Source organism: Pseudoxanthomonas sp. JBR18 (assembly GCF_028198165.1).
Lineage (GTDB): Bacteria > Pseudomonadota > Gammaproteobacteria > Xanthomonadales > Xanthomonadaceae > Pseudoxanthomonas_A.
This window is the reverse complement of the sequence record NZ_CP116339.1, coordinates 612,581-634,217: the sequence shown is the minus strand read 5'-3', so window position 1 is coordinate 634,217 and position 21,637 is coordinate 612,581. Positions and strand designations below refer to the sequence as shown.

The window sequence follows — 21,637 nt, the reverse complement described above, 5'->3', positions numbered from 1 at the left end:
GCGGGCGGTGAGCTCGCGGTTGCCGGGCGCCGTTGCACAGGTAGATCACCGAGCCTGGCCTGGAGCGCACGTGTGGCACGGTCCAGGTCGCAGCGCCCCTCGGCGAAGCGGGAGTATATCGCCGTGCCCAAACGCGAACGATGAATACGCGGCGCCTTGCAGTAGGCTTGGAGGTTCCCTGCGCAAGCGAAAAGTGGCCGCCGCGATGAATTCATCTGCAACTGTGTCGACATCGTCTTCGATCTCCGAGTTCGCCGCCCCGGATCTGCCGCTGCGCGACGACGTGCGCCGCCTGGGCGCGCTGGTCGGCGAGATGCTGGCCGAGCAGGTGTCCGACGCTTTTCTGGAGCAGGTCGAGCGCATCCGCACCTCTGCCATCGCCCGGCGCCAAAAAGGCGAGACCACCGAGCACCTGGCCCAGCGCCTGGCCGACATGCCGGCCGAGCAGGCCGAGTCGCTGATCCGGGCCTTCAGCGCGTACTTTCAGGTGGTCAACATCGCCGAGCGCGTGCACCGCATCCGCCGCCGTCGCGACTACCAGCGGCAGGGCAGCGCGCCGCAGCCCGAAGGCCTGGAAGCGAGCCTGCGCAAGCTCAAGGAGCAGGGCGTGGACCTGGCCGAGGCCACGGCGTGGCTGGCCCGGATCGACCTGGAGCCGGTCTTCACCGCGCACCCGACCGAGGCCGTGCGCCGGGCGCTGCTGGAGAAGGAGCACATGATGGTCGCCAGTCTGGTCAACGGCCTGGACGACAGCCGCACGCCCGGTGAGGCAGCCATCGATGCGGCGCGCTTCCGCATGGCGCTGACGGCCGCCTGGCAGACCGCCGATTCCTCCCCGGTGAGGCCGACCGTGGCCGACGAGCGCGAGCACGTCGGCTTCTACCTGACCGAAGTGCTGTACCGGGTGATGCCGGTGTTCTACGAGTCGCTGGAGCATGCCTTCAACGAGGTCTACGGCAGCGCGCCGGACCTGCCCCGGGTGCTGCGTTTCGGCACCTGGGTGGGCGGGGACATGGATGGCAACCCGAACGTGGACGCCACCACCATCGCCTCGACCCTGCGCGCGCAGCGCCATGCGATCCTGCGTCGCTACCAGGGCGAGCTGAAGTCGCTGGCCGGCCTGCTCAGCCAGTCGACCACGCTGGTGGGCGTCTCGCCCGAGGTCCTGCAGCGGGTGCAGGACTATCAGGACTTGCTGCCGGAGGCGGCGGCCAAGGCGCGGCCGCGCCACGCCGACATGCCGTATCGCCTGCTGCTGGACCTCATGCGCGCGCGCCTGCAGGCCACGCTGGACGAAACCCAGGCCGGCTATGCCGGGCCGGCGGCGTTCGCCGAGGACATCGCGCTGGTGCTGCGCAGCCTGGAAACCCATCGCGGCGTGCATGCCGGTTGGTTCGCCATGCGGCGCCTGGATTGGCGCCTGCGCACGTTCGGCTTCCATCTGGCGCGCCTGGACGTGCGCCAGGAATCCTCGGTGCATGCGCGCGCGGTGGCCGCGGCCCTGGGCGACGCGGATTGGGCCAACCGCGACGCGACCGACCAGGCCACCCGCCTGGCCGGTGCAGCCTCCGGTGCAGAGCTGCTTCCGGCGAGCGAGGAGGAGGGCAATCCGCGCCTGGACGCGGTGTTCGCCGCGCTGAGCGAGGCCCGGCGCCTGCACGGCCCGGATGCCCTGGGCGCCTACATCATCTCCATGGCCCACAGCCGGGCCGACGTGCTCACCGTGCTGGCCCTGGCGCGTCGCGGTGGACTGGTCGACGACAACGACCAGGTGCCGCTGGACATCGCGCCCCTGTTCGAGACGGTCGAGGACCTGCGCCAGGGTCCGGACGTGCTGCGCGACCTGGCCGCCGACCCGGTCTATCGCCAGCACCTGGCCGCGCGGGGCGACACCCAGATGGTGATGCTGGGCTATTCGGACAGCGGCAAGGACGGCGGCACCACGGCCTCGCGCTGGGGCCTGCAGCGCGGCCAGGTGGAACTGCTGGAGGCCGCGCAGGCGCTGGGCATCAAGCTGACGTTCTTCCACGGCCGCGGCGGCTCGATCAGCCGCGGCGGCGGCAAGACCACCCGAGCGGTCGACGCCTCGCCGCGCGGCAGCGTCGATGGCCGCCTGCGGGTGACCGAACAGGGCGAGGTGATCCATCGCAAGTACGGCATCCGCGCGCTGGCGGTGCGCTCGCTGGAGCAATCCCTGGGCGCGGTGATGGTCTCCAGCATCCGCCCGCGCCCGCCCGAGCCGCGCGAGGCGCAGTGGCGCCAGATCATGGACACCATGTCTCAGGCCAGCAATCGCGCCTACCTGGACTTCGTCGGGGCCAAGGGCTTCATGGACTACTTCCGCACGGCCACGCCGATCGACGTGATCGAGCGCATGACCCTGGGCTCGCGTCCGTCGCGCCGTCTGGGGCAGGACGCGGGGCTGGATAACCTGCGGGCCATCCCCTGGGTGTTCTCCTGGAGCCAGGCGCGCTCCACGATTCCCGGCTGGTATGGCGTCGGCAGCGGCCTGGCGGCGGCGGTGGATGCGTTCGGCGAGGACGCGGTGCGCGAGATGGGCCGCGACTGGGCGTTCGTGCGGACTTTCTGGGATGACATTGCCATGGTGCTGGCCAAGGGCGACCTGGGCATCGCGGCGCTGTTCTCGCAGCTGTCCGGCGAGTTGCATGCGCAGTTCTTTCCGCGCATCGAGGCCGAGCATGCCCTGACCCAGCAGTGGCTGCTCAAGCTGACCGGGCACAAGAGCCTGCTGTCCCACGATCAGCGGCTGGATCTGTCCATCCGCCTGCGCAACCCCTACATCGATCCAATGAGTCTGCTGCAGGTCGACCTGCTCAAGCGCTGGCGTGCAGCCGGCCGCGAGGACGATGCATTGCTACGCGCGCTGGTGGCCAGCGTCAACGGCGTGTCGCAGGGCGTGCAGAACACCGGCTGAGCGCGGCGCGTGGGACTTGCTGCTGCCAATCCCGTGTAGCAACTGTCTTCCTCACTCCCCCGCCGGCAGCACGCTCCAGGCGTCGCGTGCACGCGCATTGAGGATCACCAGCATCTTGCGCATGACCGCCACGATGGCCACCTTGGCCGCTTTGCCGCGAGCACGCAGGGATTGGTAGAACTGGCGTAGACGCGGCTCGTAGCGCAAAGCCGACAGGGCCGACATGTACAGGGCCTGGCGGATGTCAGCGCGGCCACCCCAGATGCTGCGGGTGCCGCGCAGGGTGCCGCTGTCGCGTGCCAGTGGCGCCACCCCGACCAGCTTGGCAATGGCCTTGCCATCGAGCCTGCCCAGTTCAGGAAGCTCGCTGGCCAGGACCGCCAACAACACCGGCCCCACGCCCTTGAGCGTCTGGATCGCCTCCAGTTGTGGCTGCTGGCGCACCTGTTGGGCAATCTGCTGATCCAGAAAGGCCTTGCTCTTGGTGAGTTGGAGGACATTGGCCTGCAACGCACCGCGTAGCTGGCGGTCCTTGACCCAACCCAGCTGTTGTTCGGCGCTGACCAGCATCTGGACGACCTGACGACGGCTCTGCACATACTCGGCCAGCCGACGCTGCCATGGATGCGCCGGCTGATAAAGCGGCAGATCAAGGACCTGGGCGATCTGAGCCAGCACGGCCGCATCCAACCGATCGGTCTTGGCCAGTTGTCCGGTGGCCCGGGCAAAGTCACGGACCTGGCGCGCGTTAGCCCGCACCACCGGCAGGCCTGCTGCATGCAGGGCATCGAGCACCTGCTGCTCATAGCCGCCGGTGGGCTCCAACACCACCCGGCGCACGGCCAGGGGCTTGAGCCAAGCGGCCAGTTTGCGATGACCGGCGACGGTGTTGTCGAACTGCCGCCAAGGGCCATGGTAGACGGCCACCTCCAAGGTGGCCTTGCTCACATCGATCCCGATCCCGTGCATGGCGCATCTCCGTTAGGCTGGAAGGGTCGAGCACTCCCCCGCTTGCCCAGTCTTATCCATCCGAGTGTCGGCTCGGGCAACTGTTCGGGCGGATCAAGGGAGCTTCCGGCGTGGGCACCAGGCTACAAAGCGATCGTCAGATCCAGAGCGGAGACGGTGGCCCACGCCGGCGCTCGGCACCTAACCTGACAGATCCACAGCAGATAAGAGCGGAGCTTGCTCCGCTGCGCGGTCCGGTCCACATGCGGGGAAGCCCCAGCGGACCAAGGTCCGCTCTACGGTGTTGCGTGACCGCCGTTGCGCGCGCAGGTCTCAGGTGTCCGTAGAGCGGAGCTTGCTCCGCTGCGCGGTCTCGTCCACATGCGAGGACAGCCCCAGCGGACCAAGGTCCGCTCTACCGCAGGGCGGCGCGTCCTCAGGCTGGCGGCGCCATCCACGTAAACGGGGGCCAGGGCAGATTGCGCAGCAACCAGTAGGCCGGGATCAGCACCAGCCATAGGCGTGGGTCCATCGCCCAGCGCATGAACGGACGCAGCCAGCGCGGCTGCCAGCCCCAGGACCACAGCAGCATCGCCGGCAGCACGGCGAGCATCACCACGCCCAGCGGATTCATGTGCAGGGCCTGGCCGGCATCGCCGTGGACCAGTGCATGCAGCGCGCGGGTCATGCCGCAGCCCGGGCACCACCAGCCGGTGAGCTCATGGAACAGGCATTTGGGAAGCAGATTGCCCGGTTGGTTCGGGTCGACATGCTGGAGCACCCAAGCGCCCGCGGCGGCCACCGGAGCGGTGGCCGCCAGCAGAGCAACGCGCGGGCGCGTCCAGGCGATCACCGGCCGGACTGCGCCTTGATCTGTTCCATCATCATCTGGTACTCGGCCATGCCGTGGCCCAGGGTCAGGCTGTAGACCGTCCACAGCAGGCCGATCGCGGCCAGGACGGTGGTGACGATGGCCCAGGTCTTGGCGTTCTTGGAAGCGCGCAACGCACCGTCGAAGTCGCCCGCGGCCAGCAGGCCATTGACCTTGGCGGCGAACACGATGGCCACGATGCCGGTGATCAGGCCCGGGATGCCACAGCACAGGCACAGGCTGAAGACCGTGGCGATGATCGCCCACACCAGGTGGTTGGGAATCGGCCCCGGTGCGGCCGCCTGCGGCGGCGGGGTGTACGGCGGTGGCTGCTGCGGCGGTGGGCTGACCGGCGGCGGATCGCTCGGCGGCATCGGCGGGCCGGGTGGCGGCGGAATCGTGCTCATCCTCTTAACTCCCCAGTAAGTGAAGGTCCGAGTCTAGAGCAGCAGCCCGGGTTCGCCCACCCATTCAGCTTGACTCAGGCGCGATCCCCGCGCAGATCGCGCACCGCCGCTTCCAGTGATGCGGCATCGCTCTGGGCCGGCATGGGTGGCGCGGCGGCCACCTCGATGTGGGCGCGGAAGCGGCGCGGCACACGCATGCGGCGCAGACGCGAGTCGCGCCGCGACCACATGCTGGCCCACATGCCGCGCAGGGCCATCGGCACCACCGGCACTGGCCGACGCTGCAGGATCTTCTCCACGCCGGACTTGAACGCGGCGATGTCGCCATCGCGGGTCAGGGCGCCCTCGGGGAAGATGCCGACCAGCTCGCCTTCGGCCAGCGCTGCGTCGATCTTCTCGAAGGCCGCCCGCATCAGTTCGGGGTCCTCGTGCGCCCCGGCGATGGGGATGGCCTTGGCGTGGCGGAAGATCCAGTGCATGCCCGGGATGTTGAAGATCTTGTAGTACATGACGAAGTGGACAGGACGCGGAATCGCCGCCGAGAGGATCAGTGCGTCCATGTAGCTGACGTGGTTGCACACGATCACCGCCGGGCCTTCGTCCGGGACCTGGTCCTCGATGCCATGCAGCTCCAGCCGATACAGCGCACGGACCATGACCCAGCTCAGGAACCGCATCAGGAACTCGGGCACGATCGAGAAGATCCATACCGCGACCACTGCGTTGGCGATGGCCAGGGCCAGGAACACCTGCGGGATCGACCAGCCCAGGAACCGCTGCAACGCAATGCCCAGCCCGGCGGCGATCACGATGAACAGCGAGTTCTGGATGTTGACCCCGGCGATCACGCGGGAGAGTTCCTCGCGCGGGGTGCGGCTCTGGATCAGCGCGAACAGCGGCACCACGAAGAACCCGGTGAACAGGCCGATGCCGACCAGGTCGATGCAGATGCGCCAGCTGCCCGGTGCCTGCAGGAAGTGCATCACCGTCAGCCCGCTCTGCGTGGCCGCGCCGGGACGAGCGAAGTACAGGTCCAGCAGGAACGCGCTGATGCCGAACGCGCCCAGCGGCACCAGGCCGATCTCCACGGTGCGCCCGGAGAGCTTCTCGCACAGCAGCGAGCCGGTGCCGGTGCCGATGGAGAACAGCGCCAGGGCGAAGATATACAGCGACGGCTGCCCGCCCAGATTCACTTCCGCATAGGTCGGCAGCTGCGCGGTCAGCACCGTGCCGATGAACCAGAACCACGACACGCCCAGGATCGCGTTGCGCACCGCCAGCTGCTTGCGCGCCAGGCGCATGATCGCCAGCGATTCGGACAGTAGGTTCCAGTTGGGCTTGAGCCCCGGCGCGCCGGCATCCACGTGCGGAATCTGGCGCGCGACCAGATTGCCGGTCACCGCCAGGGCGATCACCGCGGTGGCCGCCGCGATCGGCCCATGCGTGCCGGCCAGCTGGAAGATCAGCCCGCCGAAGATCATCCCGACCAGGATCGAGATGGACGTGCCCATCTCCACCAGCCCGTTGCCACCGGTGAGTTCCTCGGGCTTGAGCACCGAGGGCAGGATCGAATACTTCACTGGACCGAACAGCGTGGACTGCAGTCCGGTGCAGAACAGCGCGATGAGCAGCACGACCATGTTCTGGGTCAAGAAGCCGACCGCCGCCAGCGACATGATGGCGATCTCCATCGTGGTGGTGATCACGATCAGACGCTGCTTCTCCAGTTTCTCGGCGAACTGGCCGGCGATGGAGGAGAACAGGAAGTACGGCAGGATGAACAACGCCGGCGCCAGGTTGGTGTAAAGCGTGCGCTGGGCCGGGTCGATGCCCAGCCAGAACAGCAGGCCGATGATCGCCTGCCGATACACGTTGTCGTTGAGCGCGCCGAAGCACTGGACGGCGAAGAACGGCAGGAAGCGGCGCTGCCGGAGCAGCTGGAACTGGTTGTGGCCCGACGACATGCGCGATTCCGTGCGAAAGCTGGGCGCAGCCTAGGCCATCGCGGCGGCTTCGGCAAAGCCGCCGCGCGGCATCGGGCATCAGACGATATCGTCGACCACCCCGCCGTCCACGCGCAGCGCCGCGCCGGAGGTGGCCGAGGCCTGTGCGGAACAGACATAGACCACCATGTTGGCGACTTCCTCGACCGTCGCGGGGCGCTGGATGACCGAAGAGGGCCGGTGGGTCATGACGAACGCCTTGCCCAGTTCCTCCAGCGACTTGCCGGTGCGCGCGACCTCGTCCTGCATCATCGCGGCAAAGCCGTCGGACAGCGTCGGCCCGGGCAGCACCGCATTGACCGTCACCCCGCTGCCGGCCACGCGCTTGGCCAGGCCGCGCGAAAGCGAGAGCTGGGCGGTCTTGGACACCCCGTAATGGATCATGTCGGCCGGGATGTTGCGTCCCGACTCGGACGAGATGAACACCACCCGGCCCCAGCCGCGCTCGACCATGCCCGGCAGCAGCGCACGCGACAGGCGCACGCCGCTCATCACGTTGGTCTGCCAGTAGCGCTCCCACTCGGCGTCATCGGTGGCGAAGTAATCCATCTGCCCGAAGACCCCGGCGTTGTTGACCAGGATGTCCACCTGGGGCAACGCCTGGATCAAGGTCTCGGTCTGCGCGGCATCGGACAAATCGGCGGGCAGGCCGGTGAAACGCGCGGTGGGCAGCGCCTTGGCGAGCTTGTCCAGCGCGGCGTCCACGCTGGCCTGGCTGCGGCCGTTGACGATCACGTGGGCGCCGGATTCGGACAGGCCGTAGGCGATGGCATGGCCGATGCCACCGGTGGAGGCGGTGACCAGCGCGGTCTTTCCGGAAAGATCGATGTTCATGGGGACTCCTTTGAGAGCGTGGGAAAGCAGGCGATGGCGCCGCCACCATCGACCAGGACGGCCCAGCCTGTCGCATCCGCGGTGGAGGCCAGGTACAGATCACGCGGGCGATGAGCTGAGGCCGGGCGGCTGTTCGTCGATCAGCTGGCGGTACAGCAGCACAACGCGCGGTGCTGGGATCGCAAGAACATTGCAGTTCTCGCCGAACACTCGAGCCCGCCTCGCCCAAAGCCGCAGGCGCAGCGGCGCGACCTCAGACCGTCCGATGATGCGCCGCGGCCGCCGACGCTTCAGGCCGTCGCGGCCCGTGGCGGGGTTTCAGGTTCGACGGCCGGGCCGGAAATCACCTCATCGGCGGCCGCGCGCAGCTTGGGCAGCAGGCGCAGCACCAGGGCCAACTGGGTGCGCAGCAGGCGCTGCTTGCCGTCGATGTCCTCGGGCATCTGTTCCAGCGTATCGGCCAGCTCGGGCGTGCCAGCCTCCAGGTCCTGCGGCAGCGGGCGCCGCGCGGACAAGGCCTCGTGCAGGGTGACCAGGGCCAGGTGCAGGCGCTGGCCGGCCTGGTCGACCAGGGCATCGTCGGGATGCGGTGCCAGCGCGGCGCGATGTGCGCCCAGTGCCGACAGATAGCCCAGCAAGGTGTTGGACAGCGCCAGGAAGCGGAAGCCCGCCTCCAGGTTGCCGCGCAGGAAGCCTGGCTCGCGCACCATGTTGGCCAGCGCCGCGGACAGGGCGGCATCGGCGTTGTGCATGTCGCGCCGGGCGATGCGATAGCCCAGGTCGTCGCCACCACGCCCCCGGTACTGGGCCAGCACTTCGTCCAGGTAGCGCTGGCAGGCCTGGACCACGCTGCCCATCACCAGGTGCAGGCGCCGGCCCTGCCAGTCCGGCAGGATCAGCAGCGAGGCGCCCGCGGCGATGGCGCAGCCGATCAGTGTGTCCAGCAGGCGCGGCCACAGCAGCAGGAAGCCGTTGCCCAGCAGGTTGAAGCACAACAGCGCCATGACGGTGATGGCGGCGGTGGCCACCATGTAGCGGTCGGTGCGGGTCACGAAGAACAGCAGCGCCGAGGCCAGGGCGATCAGCAGCTGCAGTTCGGTGTCCGGGAACAGCTGCATCATCGCCCAGGTGATCCCCAGGCCGACCAGCGTGCCGGCCACGCGCTGGACCAGGCGCAGGCGCGTGGCCCCGTAGCTGGGCCGGCACACGAACGCGGTGGTCAGCAGGATCCAGTAGCCGTGTTCGGGATGCACCGCGCGCAGCACGCCATAGCCCACGGCCAGCGCGATGGCCATGCGCAGGCCATGGCGGAACAGCAGCGACTTGCGCGTGAACTGTGCCGCAAGGCGCGTGGCCATTTCGCGCAGCGTGTGCGGCGAGGAATCGCGCAGGCGGGTGTCGATGCCCTCGCTGGTGGTGTCGGCCAGCGCGGTCTCGGCCAGGCGCCGCTCGATGCTCTGCAGGTTGGTGCCCAGCAGTTCCAGCGAGCCGATCAGGCGGTTCCACTGCGGGTTGTGCTGAGCGCGCAGAAAGGCCAGCGACTCGCCCAGGTCGGCGGTGGCGATGCGCGTGCGCTCGCCGTATTCGAACGGGATGCGCATGCGGATGGCGGTGGCCAGCGCCGCGCAGGCCTTGCCCTGCAGCGCCAGCAGGCGCTGGCAGCGATACAGCACGTCGCTGTGGAAGAACGCCTCGGTCAGCGCCTCATAGGGGTAATGCGAGGAGCTGGCGCGCTCGTGGAAGTCCTGGGCCATGTAATACAGGCGGAAATACAGTCCGGACTGCACACCCGGCCGGCCCGAGCGCCCGAAGCGGCTGAGGATCGCGGTCTTGGCCGCGTTGAGCGCCTCGACCACCTTGGCGTTCTGCTGGGCCAGGGCCAAGCGCCGCGCCTGCTGGTCGGCCTGGCGCACCGGCTCGAACAGGTCGGCCTTGAGCCGCAGGAACAGGCCCAGCTCGCGGAACAGCCGGGCCAGGCGCTCGCGCACCGGGCGGTTGGCGAACAGCGCGGCCCAGGCGATCGACAGCACGCCGTACCAGGCCGCGCCGATCATCAGCAGGACCGGGTTGCGCCACGAGGCCAGCGCACTTTCGCCCACCGGCGCGCCGTGGTCCATCACGATCATCGTGTAGATCGACAGGCTGACCGTGCCCACCGCGACCGAGGCATAGCGCTCGCCCAGCGCGCCCAGCAGGGTCAGCAGGAAGGTCGCCGCCGCCATGCTGGACACGAAGGCCAGCGGGTAGGGCATGAGCAGCTTGACCGCGCTGGTGGCCAGGGCGAAGCACAACAGCGACAGCAGCACCGACTTGGTTCGCCCCCACCAGTTGTCGTCGGTCTCGGCCAGGGCGCTGGCGATGATGCCCAGGAACAGCGAGGGGATCGCCAGCAGCGTGCCGCGGCTCCAGCACACGGCCATGACCACGCCCAGGGCGATGAACACACGCAGGCCATAACTGGCCTTCTCGTGTGCCCACAGCTGGCTCAGGCGCGATTCGGTACGGGACATGCGGGGGGAGGCGACAAGGGAGTCGGCATTATCCCGGCACCGCGGCGCCCGCGTGAAGGCGCGTTCTGCCATCGGCGCTGCGCGCACCCGTGACCGTGCCGTAACCGGGCCGCAACTGACGCCGTGACCGGCGCTGTCGACACTGGCCATCCCCCACGCCAAGCCTGGACGGCCCATGTCCCTGGACGTCTCCCATCTGACCAAGCGTTACGCGGGCCGCGCGGTCGTCCACGACGTGAGCTTTCGCGTGGACGATGGTGAACTGGTCGCCCTGCTCGGGCCTTCGGGAAGCGGCAAGAGCACCATCTTGCGGGTGATCGCCGGGCTGGCTGGCGCCGAGAGCGGCACGGTGCGCGTGGACGGGCAGGATGTGACCACGCTGCCGCCGCGCGAGCGTGACCTGGGCTTCGTGTTCCAGCACTACGCCTTGTTCGAGCACCTCACCGTGGCCGACAACGTCGAGTTCGCCCTGCGCGTGCGCAAGGTCGACCGTCTCACCCGTCAGCGTCGCCGCGACGAACTGCTGGAGTTGGTCGGTCTGGGCGGCAGCGCGCGCAAGTATCCCGGCCAGCTCTCCGGCGGACAGCGCCAGCGCACCGCACTGGCCAGGGCGCTGGCGCACCAGCCGCGCCTGCTGCTGCTGGACGAGCCCTTCGGCGCACTCGACGCACGCATCCGCCAGGACCTGCGCCAGGGCCTGCGCGAGGTGCTCAAGCGCATCGGCACCACGGCGGTGTTTGTCACCCATGACCAGGAAGAAGCGTTCTCGGTGGCCGACCGGATCATGGTCCTGCACCGCGGTCGCCTGTTGGAGCAGGGACTGCCGCAGCAGCTCTATCGCGCGCCACGCACCGAGTTCGTGGCCGGCTTCGTCGGGCGCGCCAACCTGTTGCCCGGCGAGCTGACCCCCGGCGGGGTGCGGGTGCGCCTGGAAGGCGACCGGCCGGCCGACGATGCGATCCCGCAGCGGGTCAAGGTGCTGTTGCGCCCGGAGGAACTGTGGCTGGACGAGCCGGACCGCGAGCCGGCTTCGGCGCCGGGGCGATTCGTGCGCGAGGCGCTGGTCAAGCGCGCCGAGTACCTGGGCGCCAGCGAACGGGTCTACCTGGAGCTGGATGCCATTGACCCGGTCCAGCCTGAGGCGGGCGGGCGCCGCTATCGCATCGAGGCCCTGCGCTCGATGGAGGAAGCGCGCCTGATGCCGGTGCAGCCGGGCGACCGGGTGTCGGTCTGCGTGCGCGCCCTGCATGCGGTGTCGCAGCCGGATCTGCGCGTGCTGGTCCTGGCCGACGCGACCCGCGATGGACGCGCGCTGGCCACCGCGCTGCTGCATTGGGGCGAGCGCCAGCACGCGCTGCTCACCGTGCTGGGCGGCGCGGTGAGCGATGCGCAGCTGCGGCAGCCGCTGGAACAGTTCCGCCAGTCCTTCGCCGGCGATCTGAAGCTGGTGGACACCGGCTCGGTGGGGCTGGACCTGTGGCAGGCCGCGCGCGCCCACCTGGACGGCGAGCGCTATGACCTGGTGGTGCTGCCGGCCAGCCTGGCCCATGGCCCGCGCTTGTTGGACCTGCTGGCCGAACGCGACCTGCGCCATGTCCTGCTGGCCGGCGATGCGCCGGCGGCCTGGCCGGAAGGCGGGCACTGGTCGATGTTGCTGCGGGCGTTTTCCAGCGCCCAGCCGGAGCTGGAGCTGCCGGCCGAGATCGCCGAGCGCCTGGGCGCGCGGGTGGAGGTGCGCGACCTGGACGGGCACCTGCCGCCCCCGGCGGCGACGGCGCCGCCGCAGCGCTGGCGCGATGCCCTGACCCTGCGCCGGATTCCCTTCACCACCCTGGGCACCACGGCCACGGCCACGGCCACGGCCAAGGTCGATGCCGGCCCCGGCGCTGCCCTGGATCCCGCCGCCGCCTTGACCGTGCTGGACCTGGGGCCGCGTGCCGGCCTGGGTCCGCGTCAGCAGACCTGGATCCAGGCGCTGGCCGGGCGCTGGACCTGGCTGATCGTGCAGCCCGACGAAGCCGACCTGGGGTTGGCCCCCACCAGCAGCGCGCTGCACGGGCGCACCGCTGTTCCCCTTGCCGCGCAGGCGGCGCTTGTCGACAGGAATACCCCATGACCTTCCCCCTGATCCGTCGCCTCTCCCTGGCCGCGCTTGGCGCCGGTCTGAGCCTGGTGCTGTCCGCCTGCGGCGGGGATGCGCCGGCCCCTGGCGAAGCGGCCAAGCCGGCCACCAAGGCGGCGGCCGACGTCACCCTGCTCAACGTCAGCTACGACCCCACCCGCGAGTTCTACGCGGCCTTCAACAAGGCCTTCGTCCAGCATTACCAGGCTGAGCATGGCAGCGCGCCGACGCTGCGCATGTCCCACGGCGGCTCGGGCAAGCAGGCGCGTTCGGTGATCGACGGCCTGGAGGCCGACGTGGTCACCCTGGCGCTGGCCTCGGACGTGGATGCCCTGGTCGACCACGGCCTGGTCGATGCCAACTGGCAGTCCAGGCTGCCCGACAACAGTGCGCCGTACACCTCGACCGTGGTGTTCGTGGTGCGCCGGGGCAATCCCAAGCACATCCGTGACTGGACCGACCTGGGCCGCGACGGCGTGGCCGTGGTCACCCCCAATCCCAAGACCTCCGGTGGCGCGCGTTGGAACTACCTGGCCGCGTGGGGCTCGGTGCTCAAGCGCGGCGGCAGCCAGGCCGACGCGCAGGCCTACATGACCCGGCTGTTCAAGTCGGTGCCGGTGCTCGACACCGGCGCGCGCGGGGCGACGACGACCTTCGTCCAGCGCGGCATCGGCGATGTGCTGCTGGCCTGGGAGAACGAGGCGCTGCTGGTGCTGCAGGAATTCGGCAGCGACCAGTACGAGATCGTGCGGCCCAGCACCAGCATCCTGGCCGAGCCGAGCGTGGCGGTGGTGGACAAGGTCGCGCGCCAGCACGGCACCGAGACGCTGGCGCGCGAGTACCTGCAATACCTCTACTCGCCGCAAGGGCAGGAGCTGGCCGCCGAGCACCACTTCCGTCCGCGCCAGGCCGACGTCCTGGCCCGGCACGCGGCCGAATTCCCGCAGATGGGCCTGTTCACCGTCGATGAGATGTTTGGTGGCTGGAAGCGGGCCCAGGCCGAGCACTTCGCCGATGGCGGGCAGTTCGATCGCATCTTCGCCGCGCGCGCGCCCTAGGCGCGTGCTCTGCAGGCCGCCGCGCTCGCCATGAACATCACTGCCGTTTCCTCCGACGTCCCTGGCGCCTCGCGCGCCGGTGGGCGAGGCGTGCACCGCGTGCATCCCGGCTTTGGCCTGACCCTGGGCCTGACCCTGGCCTGGCTGGGGCTGATCGTGGTGCTGCCCATCGCCGCGGCCCTGATCAAGGTGGCCGGGATTCCCTGGGCCGAGGTGTGGCGCATCGCCACCAGTGAGCGCGCGCTGGCCGCCTACAGGCTCAGCTTCGGCCTGGCGCTGGGCGCGGCGCTGGTCAACCTGGTGTTCGGCACGCTCACCGCCTGGGTGCTGGTGCGCTATCGCTTTCCCGGGCGCCGCCTGCTCGATGCGATGATCGACCTGCCGTTTGCCTTGCCCACCGCGGTGGCCGGCATCGCACTGGCCACCCTGTATGCGCCTTCGGGCTGGCTGGGCGCGCCACTGGCCGCGATTGGGCTCGACGTGGCGTTCAAGCCGGCGGGCATCGCGCTGGCGCTGGTGTTCGTCGGCCTGCCGTTCGTGGTGCGCACCGTGCAGCCGGCGCTGCAGGACCTGGACCCGGCGCTGGAAGAGGCCGCCGCCACGTTGGGCGCCAGTCGGGCCCAGGTGCTGCGTTGGGTGTTGATCCGCCAACTGCTGCCGGCGGCCCTGACCGGCTTCACCCTGGCCTTCTCGCGCGCGATTGGCGAATACGGCTCGGTGATCTTCATCGCCGGCAACATTCCCATGGTCTCGGAGATCGCGCCGCTGCTGATCGTGGTGCACCTGGAGCAGTACGACTACGCCAGCGCCACCGTGCTGGCGGTGGCCATGCTGGTGATCTCGTTCCTGATGCTGCTGCTGATCAACCTGGCCCAGCGCTGGAGCGGGCGTCGGCGCAAGGGAGAGGGCTGACATGGCCGAGCTGGACCATGCCCCGGCCCGCAGCGACCCACCGTGGCTGCGCCGCAGCTTGATCTGCGTGGTGATGCTGTTCCTGGTGGTGTTCCTGGGCCTGCCGCTGGTGCTGGTGTTTCGCCAGGCGCTGGCCGGCGGCTGGGACACCTTCGTCGCCGCCCTGACCAATCCTGACGCGCGTGCGGCGATCCGGCTCACGCTCACCGTGGCCGCCATCGCCGTGCCGCTCAACGTGGTGTTCGGGGTGGTCGCCGGCTGGGCGCTGTCGCGCTTTGCCTTCCGCGGCAAGTCGCTGCTGGTGACGCTGATCGACCTGCCGTTCTCGGTCTCGCCGGTGGTGGCCGGCCTGCTGCTGGTGCTGTTGTTCGGCAGCCAGGGCTGGTTTGCGCCGCTGCTGGCGGCCACGGGCTGGAAGGTGGTGTTCGCGGTGCCCGGCATCGTGCTGGCGACCTTGTTTGTGACCTTCCCGTTCGTGGCGCGCGAACTGGTCGCCTTCATGCAGGAGCAGGACACCGCCCCGGAGCTGGCCGCCTTCACCCTGGGCGCTGGAGGTTGGGCCACCTTCCGCCACGTGACCTTGCCTTCGATCCGCTGGAGCCTGCTGTACGGCGTACTGCTGTGCAATGCGCGGGCGATGGGCGAGTTCGGCGCGGTGTCGGTGGTATCCGGGCATATCCGTGGCCTGACCAATACCATTCCGCTGCACGTGGAGGTTCTGTACAACGAGTACGACTTCACCGCCGCCTTCGCCGTGGCCTCGCTGCTGGCGATGCTGGGCCTGGTGACGCTGTTGGCCAAGACCTGGATCGAGCATCTGCAGGACCGTCGTCGTCCGCGCAACTGAGGAGCACGCGCGCATGCCCCGCCCCCGAAATCTTTCCCGCCTGCTCGTGCTCAGCCATGTCGGCCTGGCGCTGCTGCTGTGCGCGCTGCTGCTGGCCACCGGCGCGGGCACGCTGCGTGCGGTGCTGCGCGAGCGTGCCCAGGCGCAGGTCGCGCAGGCCAGCGCCGATGCGCTGGCGCGACTGGAGGACGCGCGCCGCGACCTGGCCGTGGTCGCGGTGCTGCTGTCCGAGCGCCCGACCTTGCACGCGGAAATGCAGAAGGGCCGGATGCAGGCGGTAGCGGATTTCCTGGAGGCCTTTCGCCAGACCGGGCGCGTGGATTACCTGCTGGCCATGCGTGGCGACGGCCTGCTCGCCCAGGTCGGGCAGGCGCCGCCGGACGGCATGGCCAGTGGGCTGGTGGCCGACGGCAGCGGGCACCACTGGTTGGTACAGCGGCAGGCCATGGCGCAGCTGGACCACGGCCAGGTCGTGGCGGCTCGGCGCCTGGATGCATCCGAGCTGGCCGGCCATGGCGGCCAGCGCGAACGGGTGATGCTGCTGGACAAGGATAACGACGCCAAGGCGGTGGCCCCGGCGGACCAGACCAACCTGCAGGCCTCGTGGCGGCACGTGCGCAATACCGGCATCGGCGAGACCCTGGCAGCGGACAGCCAGGGCGACGTTTCCCGGCTGGAGCCGGTGCGCGGCCCCAATGGCGACATTGAGTCGCTGCTGCTGGTGACCCTGCCGCGCGAGGTGGTGGCACGCGATGGCGTACGTTGGCTGACCGCCTTCGCCGTGGGCAGTCTGCTGCTGGCCTTGATTGCCGCCAGCATCGCGGTGTGGCTGGCGCGGCGCATCGCCTCGCCGTTCGGCCAGGTGGCGCGCGCGGCCGAGCGGTTGGGCGTGGGCGATCTGGAAACCCCGGTGGTGGTGCCGCCCACCGACCTGGCCGAGCCGGTGGCCCTGGCCCGCAGCCTGGATTCGATGCGCCTGCAGCTGCGGGCCTCCACCGAGCGCGAGCGCCGCCAGCGACAGGAGCTGGACGCCATCCTGGACGGGGTGGAGGACGGCATCATCGCGGTGGGTGTCGATCGCCGCATCCAGTACGCCAATCGCCGCTTCCTGGCCCTGGTCGGGCGCGAGGAGGACCAGGTCGTGGGCCAGCCCTACGAAGCGGTGCTGACCCCGGAGGCGGCCAGCGAGGCGGGTCCGACCCACGCGGCCGACCCGATGCACGACGCGCGCCGGCATGGCCTGGCCCAGGCGTCGGGTCGTTATCTGTTGCGTGGCCGCGTGCGCAACCTGGTGATCCGCTCCAGTGCGCCGCCGGACGGGCGCCAGGTGGCGATCGTGCGCGAGGAGACCAGCGCCGAGGCCGCGCGGGCCATGCGCGATGCCATCCTGGCCAACCTGTCCCATGAGTTCCAGACCCCGCTGGCCGCGCAGATCGCTTCGGTGGAGATGCTGCGCGAGCACGTCCACGCCGGCGGCGACACCACCGCGATCCGGCTGGTCGATGCGCAGTACCGTGGCGCGCTGCGGCTGTCGCAACTGGTGGACAACCTGCTGGACAGCGTGCGCCTGGAGAGCGGGCAGATGCGCCTGCGTCGGGAGGTCGTCGACCTGCCGGCGCTGGTGCGCGATGCGGTGGAACTGATGCGGCCCTTGACCGATCAGCGCGACCAGCATGTGATGGCGTCCCTGCCGCACAGCACGCGTCGCTTGATGGGCGATGCGCAGCGGCTGTCGCAAGTGGCCATCAACCTGCTCGCCAACGCTAACAAATTCGCGCCGGACCAGAGCACCATCTGGATCGAACTGGTCTGGGGCGAGGAGACGGTCTCACTGTGGGTGGAGGACGAAGGCCAGGGCCTGCCGCCGCTGCGCCACCGCGCCGACCTGTTCGCGCCGTTCCGGCGCGCGCCGGACCAGGAGCCCTCCCAGCGCGGGACCGGCCTGGGGCTGGCCATCGTGCGCGCCCTGGTCGAGCAGCATGGCGGCGAGGTGGTCCTGGCCGAGCCCCGTCATCGGCAGGGCGCGCGCTTTGGCGTGGTGCTGCCGCTGGAGCCTGCCTGATGCGCATCCTGGTGGTCGACGACGATGTCGAACTGGTCGGTCTGCTGCAGTTCGCGCTCAGCAGTGCCGGCTATGAGGTGGTGAGCGCGTTCGACGGCGAACACGCGCTGAGCCAGTTCGAGAAGCACGCCCCGGAGCTGGTGGTGCTGGACGTCAATCTGCCGCGCCGCGATGGGTTCTCGGTGCTGGAGGCCTTGCGCCGGCACAGCGAGGTGCCGGTGATGATGCTGACCGTGCGCGCCTCGGAGGAGGACGAAGTGCGCGGGCTGGACCTGGGCGCGGACGATTACCTGCGCAAGCCCTTCAGTCCGCGCGCGCTGCTGGCGCGCGTGCGTGCGCTGCTGCGCAGGGGCAGCGAAGGCGAGGGGGAAGTGCCCCTGCTCAGCAGTGGCGCGTTGACCCTGGATCCGGAGCGCAGCGAGATGCGCATCGAGCACGGCGAGGTGGCGCGGCTATCCACCCTGGAACTGCGCCTGCTGCGGCTGTTGATGAACCACCGTGGGCGCCCGGTCGACCCGGATCGGATCATCGGGTTTGTCTGGTCCGATCGCGACAGCGCCGACCGCGATGCACTCAAGCAGCTGGTGCACCGCCTGCGCCACAAGCTGATCCGCATTGGCGGCAGCGGGGACTGGATCGAGCACGTCCCCAATGCCGGTTACGCGCTGGCCAACGCGCGCGCGGACTGAGCGCGCGCCAGGCCACGGCGCTCAGCGGCCCATCACCACGCCCCACGGCATCTGCCCCACGGGGATCTGCGCGATGGCCTTCATCGTGGCGGTGTCGATCACGCTGACGCTGTCCGAGCGCCCGTTGGCGACATAGAGCTTGGCGCCGTCGGGCGTGAGGGCGGGGTTCCACGGACGTTGCCCGACCGGGATCTCCGCCAGCAGTTTGCCGCTGGCGCCATCGGTGACGGTTACGCTGCCAGCCCCGCCGTTGGAGGCGTAGATCCGGCTTCCGTCGGAGGCGACCACCACGCCGGCCGTGCGCAGGCCGGCCGGCAGGCTGCGGATCTTCTTGCGCGCCGCCAGGTCAACCTCGTCCACCACGTTGGCCGACTCCTGCGCCACGTAGGCGCGCTTGCCATCGGCGGCGAAGGCGATGTCGCGCGGGTGGCCGCTGACCGCGATGCTGGCCACCGACTTGCCGGCGGCCACGTCGATCACGTCCAGGTTGTCGGAGGCCTCGTTGCTGGTGATGACCTGGGCGCCGTCGGGGGTCCACGCGCAGTGCTCGGGCGCCTTGCCCTGGGTGTCCACTCGCCCGGTGACCTTGAAGCTGGCGGTGTCGACGAACATCACCTGGTTCTGCTGCTCCACGCACACCGCGATCTGCCGGCCATCCGGCGACAGGTCCACGCCCTCGGCCCCTTCGCCGATGTCCAGCGTGCGCTGGACTGCGTCGCTGGCGATGTCCAGTTGCAGCAGGCGATGGTGCTCGGCATCGACCACGTACAAGGCCTTGCCGTCGGGCCCCAGTGCAATCTGCTGCAGGCGGTTGCCCAGTGTGCCGCCCGCCGAAAGCGTGCGCGCCACGGTATCGCTGCCGGTGTCGATCACCGAAATCGTCCCGCTCTTCTGGTTGGGCACGTAGGCGTGCACGGCGCTTGCCGGCGGCGGGGCGGTGTCCGCGGTCGATGCAGGCGTGGATGCGACCGGGGCAGGTGCCGATGTCTCCGCCGCCGGCCGCTGGCAGCCGGCGAACAAGGCAAGCCCGGCCGCGGCCAGCAGCCCGACTGGGCGTCGCAGGTCGACCCTCACGAGCCGCTGCCGGCAGCGGCCGGCGCCGCAGCCTCGCCCGCCGCCGTCGGCGTCTGGCCCTTGCCGGCGTCGGGATTGATGGAGTGGATGAAGGCCATGATCTTGTTGATCTCCTCATCGCTCAGGATCGGCCCGAACGCGGGCATGATGCCGACCACGTTCTCGTGGCCCACGCGCTTGAGCCCGTGGGTGGTCTGCATGGCCTGGGAACCTTCCTTGATCAGTGCGTGCAGGGTGCTGTCGTCGCTGCCGTAGACCCAGACCTTGTTGGTCAGCGGCGGGCACATGCCGCCTCCGCCGGTGCCGCCGTGGCAGGCGTTGCAGCCTGCGGTGAAGAACAGCTTCTTGCCCTCGGCCACCAGCGTTGGATTCACCTGGATGTTGTCGATGTGCGGGACCGGCGTGGGCGCGGCGGCTGGTGCTGCGGTCGCGGTGGCATTGGCCTCGGGCGCGGCCGGCGCCGAGGCCGCGGGTGCGGTCGTTTCAGGTACGGCGGGCGTCGAGGCCGTCGGCGTGGCGGCGGCCGGCTGGGCCTTTTCACCGCAGGCGGCCAGCGCCAGGACCATCGCCGGCACGACCAGCAGGGGTTTGAACGCTTTGCGTGTTGCGTCGAACATGGAGATTCCTTTTCTGTTGCTGTTCGCTTGCGCAGGACGTGGGACAGGGATCAGTGGGGGATTTGCGCGGAGACCAGGGCCAGCAAGTCGGCATCGCCCGATTGGCGGGCCAGGCTGAGCGCGCTGTCGCCCTTTTCATCGCGGTGGTTGGGGTCGGCACCGGCGTCGATCAGCGTGCGCGCCAGGTCCTGGCGATGGGCGGCCACGGCCAGCATCAGGGCGGTGATGCCGGCCTGGTTGGCGTGGTCGACTGGCACCTTGGCCTCCAGCAGCCGCTGCACGGTGCCAGGCTGGTTTTCCACCGCGGCGAACATCAGCGGGGTGAAGCCCGCAGGATTGACCTGCGCCGGCGGCGCCCCGGCATCCAGCAGCTTGGCCACCAGGGCTTCGTCGCCGTTATGGATGGCCACCGACAGCGGGGTCCAGCCATCGGTGGACACCACATTTAGCCTGGGCCGCTTGCGCAGCAGCCAGTCGACGGTGTCGGCATCGCCGGTCCACAGTGCGGTCATTAACGGTGTCCAACCATCTCCGTCGCGTGCCTCCAGCTTGGCGCCGCCATTGAGCAGGGCATCGCCGACGGCCAGCTCGCGCAGGCGGATGGCGTGCTGCAGCGGCAGCCGGCCCTGATCGTCCAGGGCGTCGCCGTTGGCGCCATGGGCCAGCAGCCAGCGCACCCGGTCCGGATCGTTGGCGGCCACCGCCGCGCCCAACTCGGCCTCGGGCGAGGCGCCGGCACGGATGCGCGCCTGCATCTGCGCCAGGACCTGCGGATCGGAGACCGGCTGGTCCTGGAACGGCGGAGGCGGCGCGTAGGGCCCATGCGTGGGCACCTCGCCGGAAATCACGCAGTCGGCGCAGGCCACCAGCGGGACGTCGTACTCGGTGAGGATGGCGCGGATCGCATCGCGGTTCTCGACCAGGGCCTGGTCCAGCCTGTCGCGCAGTGCCTTGTTGTCCTTGCTCACGGCCAGCGACATGGAATATTCGAGCACCGTATCGCTCATGCGATTGAGCGGCACCATGGTCAGCTGGTTGCGCTTGACGTAGTAACCGGCCACCGGGCCCCAGGATTCGACGGCGTCCAGCTTGCCCTTGGCGACCTGTTCGACCAGGCGTGCGGGGTGTTCTTCCGGATTGCGGGCCGAGTCGTAGAACAGATACTGCACCTCGCCCTTGATGCCGTGGTCGTACAGCGCACCACGCGCGGGCGAACTCTGGAAGACGCCGATCCTGGCCTGCTTGAGGGCTGGATCATCCAGCGAGGTGGGCTTGAGCGGAGCGTCCCCGCTGCTGACCAGCACGTAGGTCGAGCGGAAGTAGGGCTTGGTGGTCAGGCCCATCTCGTAATCGGCCGGCATGTCCATCAGCACGTCGCACTTGCCGCTGTTGACGGTGCCGCGGGCCAGGCCGCGTTCGTAGTAGGTGCGCCAGTAGTACTTCACCGGCAGGCCCATGGACTTGCCCAGGACCTGGGCGATCTTGTTCTGGTAACCCTCGCCGGCCTGGTTGGACAGTGGCATGTTGCCCGGGTCGGCGCAGATGCGCAGCGCCGGGCCGCTGGTGTCGGTCTGCGCCAGGGCAGGCGAGGCGGCCGCTGCGGGGGCTTGCTTGGCGCCTGTCGAGGCGGCGTCGGAGGAAGAGGAGGATGGCGAACAGGCGCCGAGCGCGAGCGCGCCGGCGGCCAGGATCAGATGGGGAGTACGCATGGTGCGAGCCTGGAACAATGGGGGGTGAAGCGGCGGCGC

16 protein-coding genes and 1 riboswitch are annotated in these 21,637 nt (G+C 69.7%); of the genes, 7 read left to right on the top strand and 9 right to left on the bottom strand.

Annotated elements, in window-relative coordinates; translation table 11 throughout:
- Positions 1 to 17: 17 nt before the first annotated feature.
- Positions 18 to 107, bottom strand: a riboswitch (S-adenosyl-L-homocysteine riboswitch).
- A gap of 98 nt (positions 108 to 205) precedes the next feature.
- On the top strand, positions 206 to 2,935 hold the full coding sequence (ppc, locus tag PJ250_RS03030) for a phosphoenolpyruvate carboxylase (protein WP_271647080.1): 2,730 nt from the start codon (positions 206 to 208) through the stop codon (positions 2,933 to 2,935).
- Positions 2,936 to 2,986: 51 nt separating this feature from the next.
- On the opposite strand, the gene PJ250_RS03025 is transcribed toward ppc, so the two are convergent.
- The 6 genes from PJ250_RS03025 to yccS all read right to left on the bottom strand — a co-directional run bounded on the left by PJ250_RS03025 (position 2,987) and on the right by yccS (position 10,508).
- The gene (locus PJ250_RS03025) at positions 2,987 to 3,904 is read right to left on the bottom strand and encodes an IS110 family RNA-guided transposase (RefSeq protein WP_271644615.1); all 918 of its coding nucleotides are present in this window, start codon (positions 3,902 to 3,904) and stop codon (positions 2,987 to 2,989) included.
- Positions 3,905 to 4,319: 415 nt separating this feature from the next.
- Positions 4,320 to 4,736 (bottom strand): DUF2752 domain-containing protein, encoded by a 417-nt coding sequence (locus tag PJ250_RS03020; protein WP_333909499.1) that lies wholly within the window; start codon positions 4,734 to 4,736, stop codon positions 4,320 to 4,322.
- The gene (locus PJ250_RS03015; protein WP_271647079.1) at positions 4,733 to 5,161 is read right to left on the bottom strand and encodes a CD225/dispanin family protein; all 429 of its coding nucleotides are present in this window, start codon (positions 5,159 to 5,161) and stop codon (positions 4,733 to 4,735) included. The genes PJ250_RS03020 and PJ250_RS03015 overlap by 4 nt, the downstream gene beginning before the upstream one ends.
- A gap of 74 nt (positions 5,162 to 5,235) precedes the next feature.
- Complete coding sequence (locus PJ250_RS03010) at positions 5,236 to 7,125, bottom strand: MFS transporter (RefSeq protein WP_271647078.1); 1,890 nt, start codon at positions 7,123 to 7,125, stop codon at positions 5,236 to 5,238.
- Positions 7,126 to 7,203: 78 nt separating this feature from the next.
- Positions 7,204 to 7,998 (bottom strand): SDR family NAD(P)-dependent oxidoreductase, encoded by a 795-nt coding sequence (locus PJ250_RS03005; protein ID WP_271647077.1) that lies wholly within the window; start codon positions 7,996 to 7,998, stop codon positions 7,204 to 7,206.
- Positions 7,999 to 8,288: 290 nt separating this feature from the next.
- A complete protein-coding gene (yccS, locus tag PJ250_RS03000) occupies positions 8,289 to 10,508 on the bottom strand; it encodes a YccS family putative transporter (RefSeq protein ID WP_271647076.1) in 2,220 nt (739 codons plus the stop codon).
- Between the two features lie 175 nt (positions 10,509 to 10,683).
- Here yccS and PJ250_RS02995 point away from each other — a divergent pair, with 175 nt between their 5' ends.
- Genes PJ250_RS02995 through PJ250_RS02970 form a run of 6 tightly spaced genes read left to right on the top strand, consistent with a single transcriptional unit; the run spans position 10,684 to position 18,198 of the window.
- Positions 10,684 to 12,624: an ABC transporter ATP-binding protein gene (locus PJ250_RS02995; RefSeq protein ID WP_271647075.1), complete on the top strand. Its 1,941-nt coding sequence runs from the start codon at positions 10,684 to 10,686 to the stop codon at positions 12,622 to 12,624.
- Positions 12,621 to 13,688: a sulfate ABC transporter substrate-binding protein gene (locus tag PJ250_RS02990; protein ID WP_271647074.1), complete on the top strand. Its 1,068-nt coding sequence runs from the start codon at positions 12,621 to 12,623 to the stop codon at positions 13,686 to 13,688. Before PJ250_RS02995 ends, PJ250_RS02990 begins: the two co-directional genes overlap by 4 nt.
- Before the next feature lie 30 nt (positions 13,689 to 13,718).
- Entirely contained in the window at positions 13,719 to 14,600 is an 882-nt protein-coding gene (gene cysT / locus PJ250_RS02985) for a sulfate ABC transporter permease subunit CysT (protein WP_271647073.1), read from the top strand.
- Position 14,601: 1 nt separating this feature from the next.
- Positions 14,602 to 15,447, top strand: a complete 846-nt coding sequence (cysW, locus tag PJ250_RS02980) for a sulfate ABC transporter permease subunit CysW (RefSeq protein WP_271647072.1) — start codon at positions 14,602 to 14,604, stop codon at positions 15,445 to 15,447.
- Positions 15,448 to 15,460: 13 nt separating this feature from the next.
- Complete coding sequence (locus tag PJ250_RS02975; RefSeq protein WP_271647071.1) at positions 15,461 to 17,509, top strand: sensor histidine kinase; 2,049 nt, start codon at positions 15,461 to 15,463, stop codon at positions 17,507 to 17,509.
- Positions 17,509 to 18,198, top strand: a complete 690-nt coding sequence (locus tag PJ250_RS02970) for a response regulator transcription factor (RefSeq protein ID WP_271647070.1) — start codon at positions 17,509 to 17,511, stop codon at positions 18,196 to 18,198. Before PJ250_RS02975 ends, PJ250_RS02970 begins: the two co-directional genes overlap by 1 nt.
- Positions 18,199 to 18,219: 21 nt before the next feature.
- Here PJ250_RS02970 and PJ250_RS02965 read toward each other — a convergent pair whose 3' ends face one another.
- The 3 genes from PJ250_RS02965 to PJ250_RS02955 are packed head-to-tail and all read right to left on the bottom strand — an operon-like array spanning position 18,220 to position 21,598.
- Complete coding sequence (locus PJ250_RS02965) at positions 18,220 to 19,272, bottom strand: LpqB family beta-propeller domain-containing protein (protein ID WP_271647069.1); 1,053 nt, start codon at positions 19,270 to 19,272, stop codon at positions 18,220 to 18,222.
- Positions 19,269 to 19,889, bottom strand: a complete 621-nt coding sequence (locus tag PJ250_RS02960; protein ID WP_271647068.1) for a c-type cytochrome — start codon at positions 19,887 to 19,889, stop codon at positions 19,269 to 19,271. Before PJ250_RS02960 ends, PJ250_RS02965 begins: the two co-directional genes overlap by 4 nt.
- A gap of 50 nt (positions 19,890 to 19,939) precedes the next feature.
- Positions 19,940 to 21,598 carry a quinoprotein dehydrogenase-associated putative ABC transporter substrate-binding protein gene (locus tag PJ250_RS02955; RefSeq protein WP_271647067.1) on the bottom strand — a complete coding sequence of 553 codons (1,659 nt, stop codon included), beginning with the start codon at positions 21,596 to 21,598 and terminating at the stop codon, positions 19,940 to 19,942.
- Positions 21,599 to 21,637 lie beyond the last annotated feature (39 nt).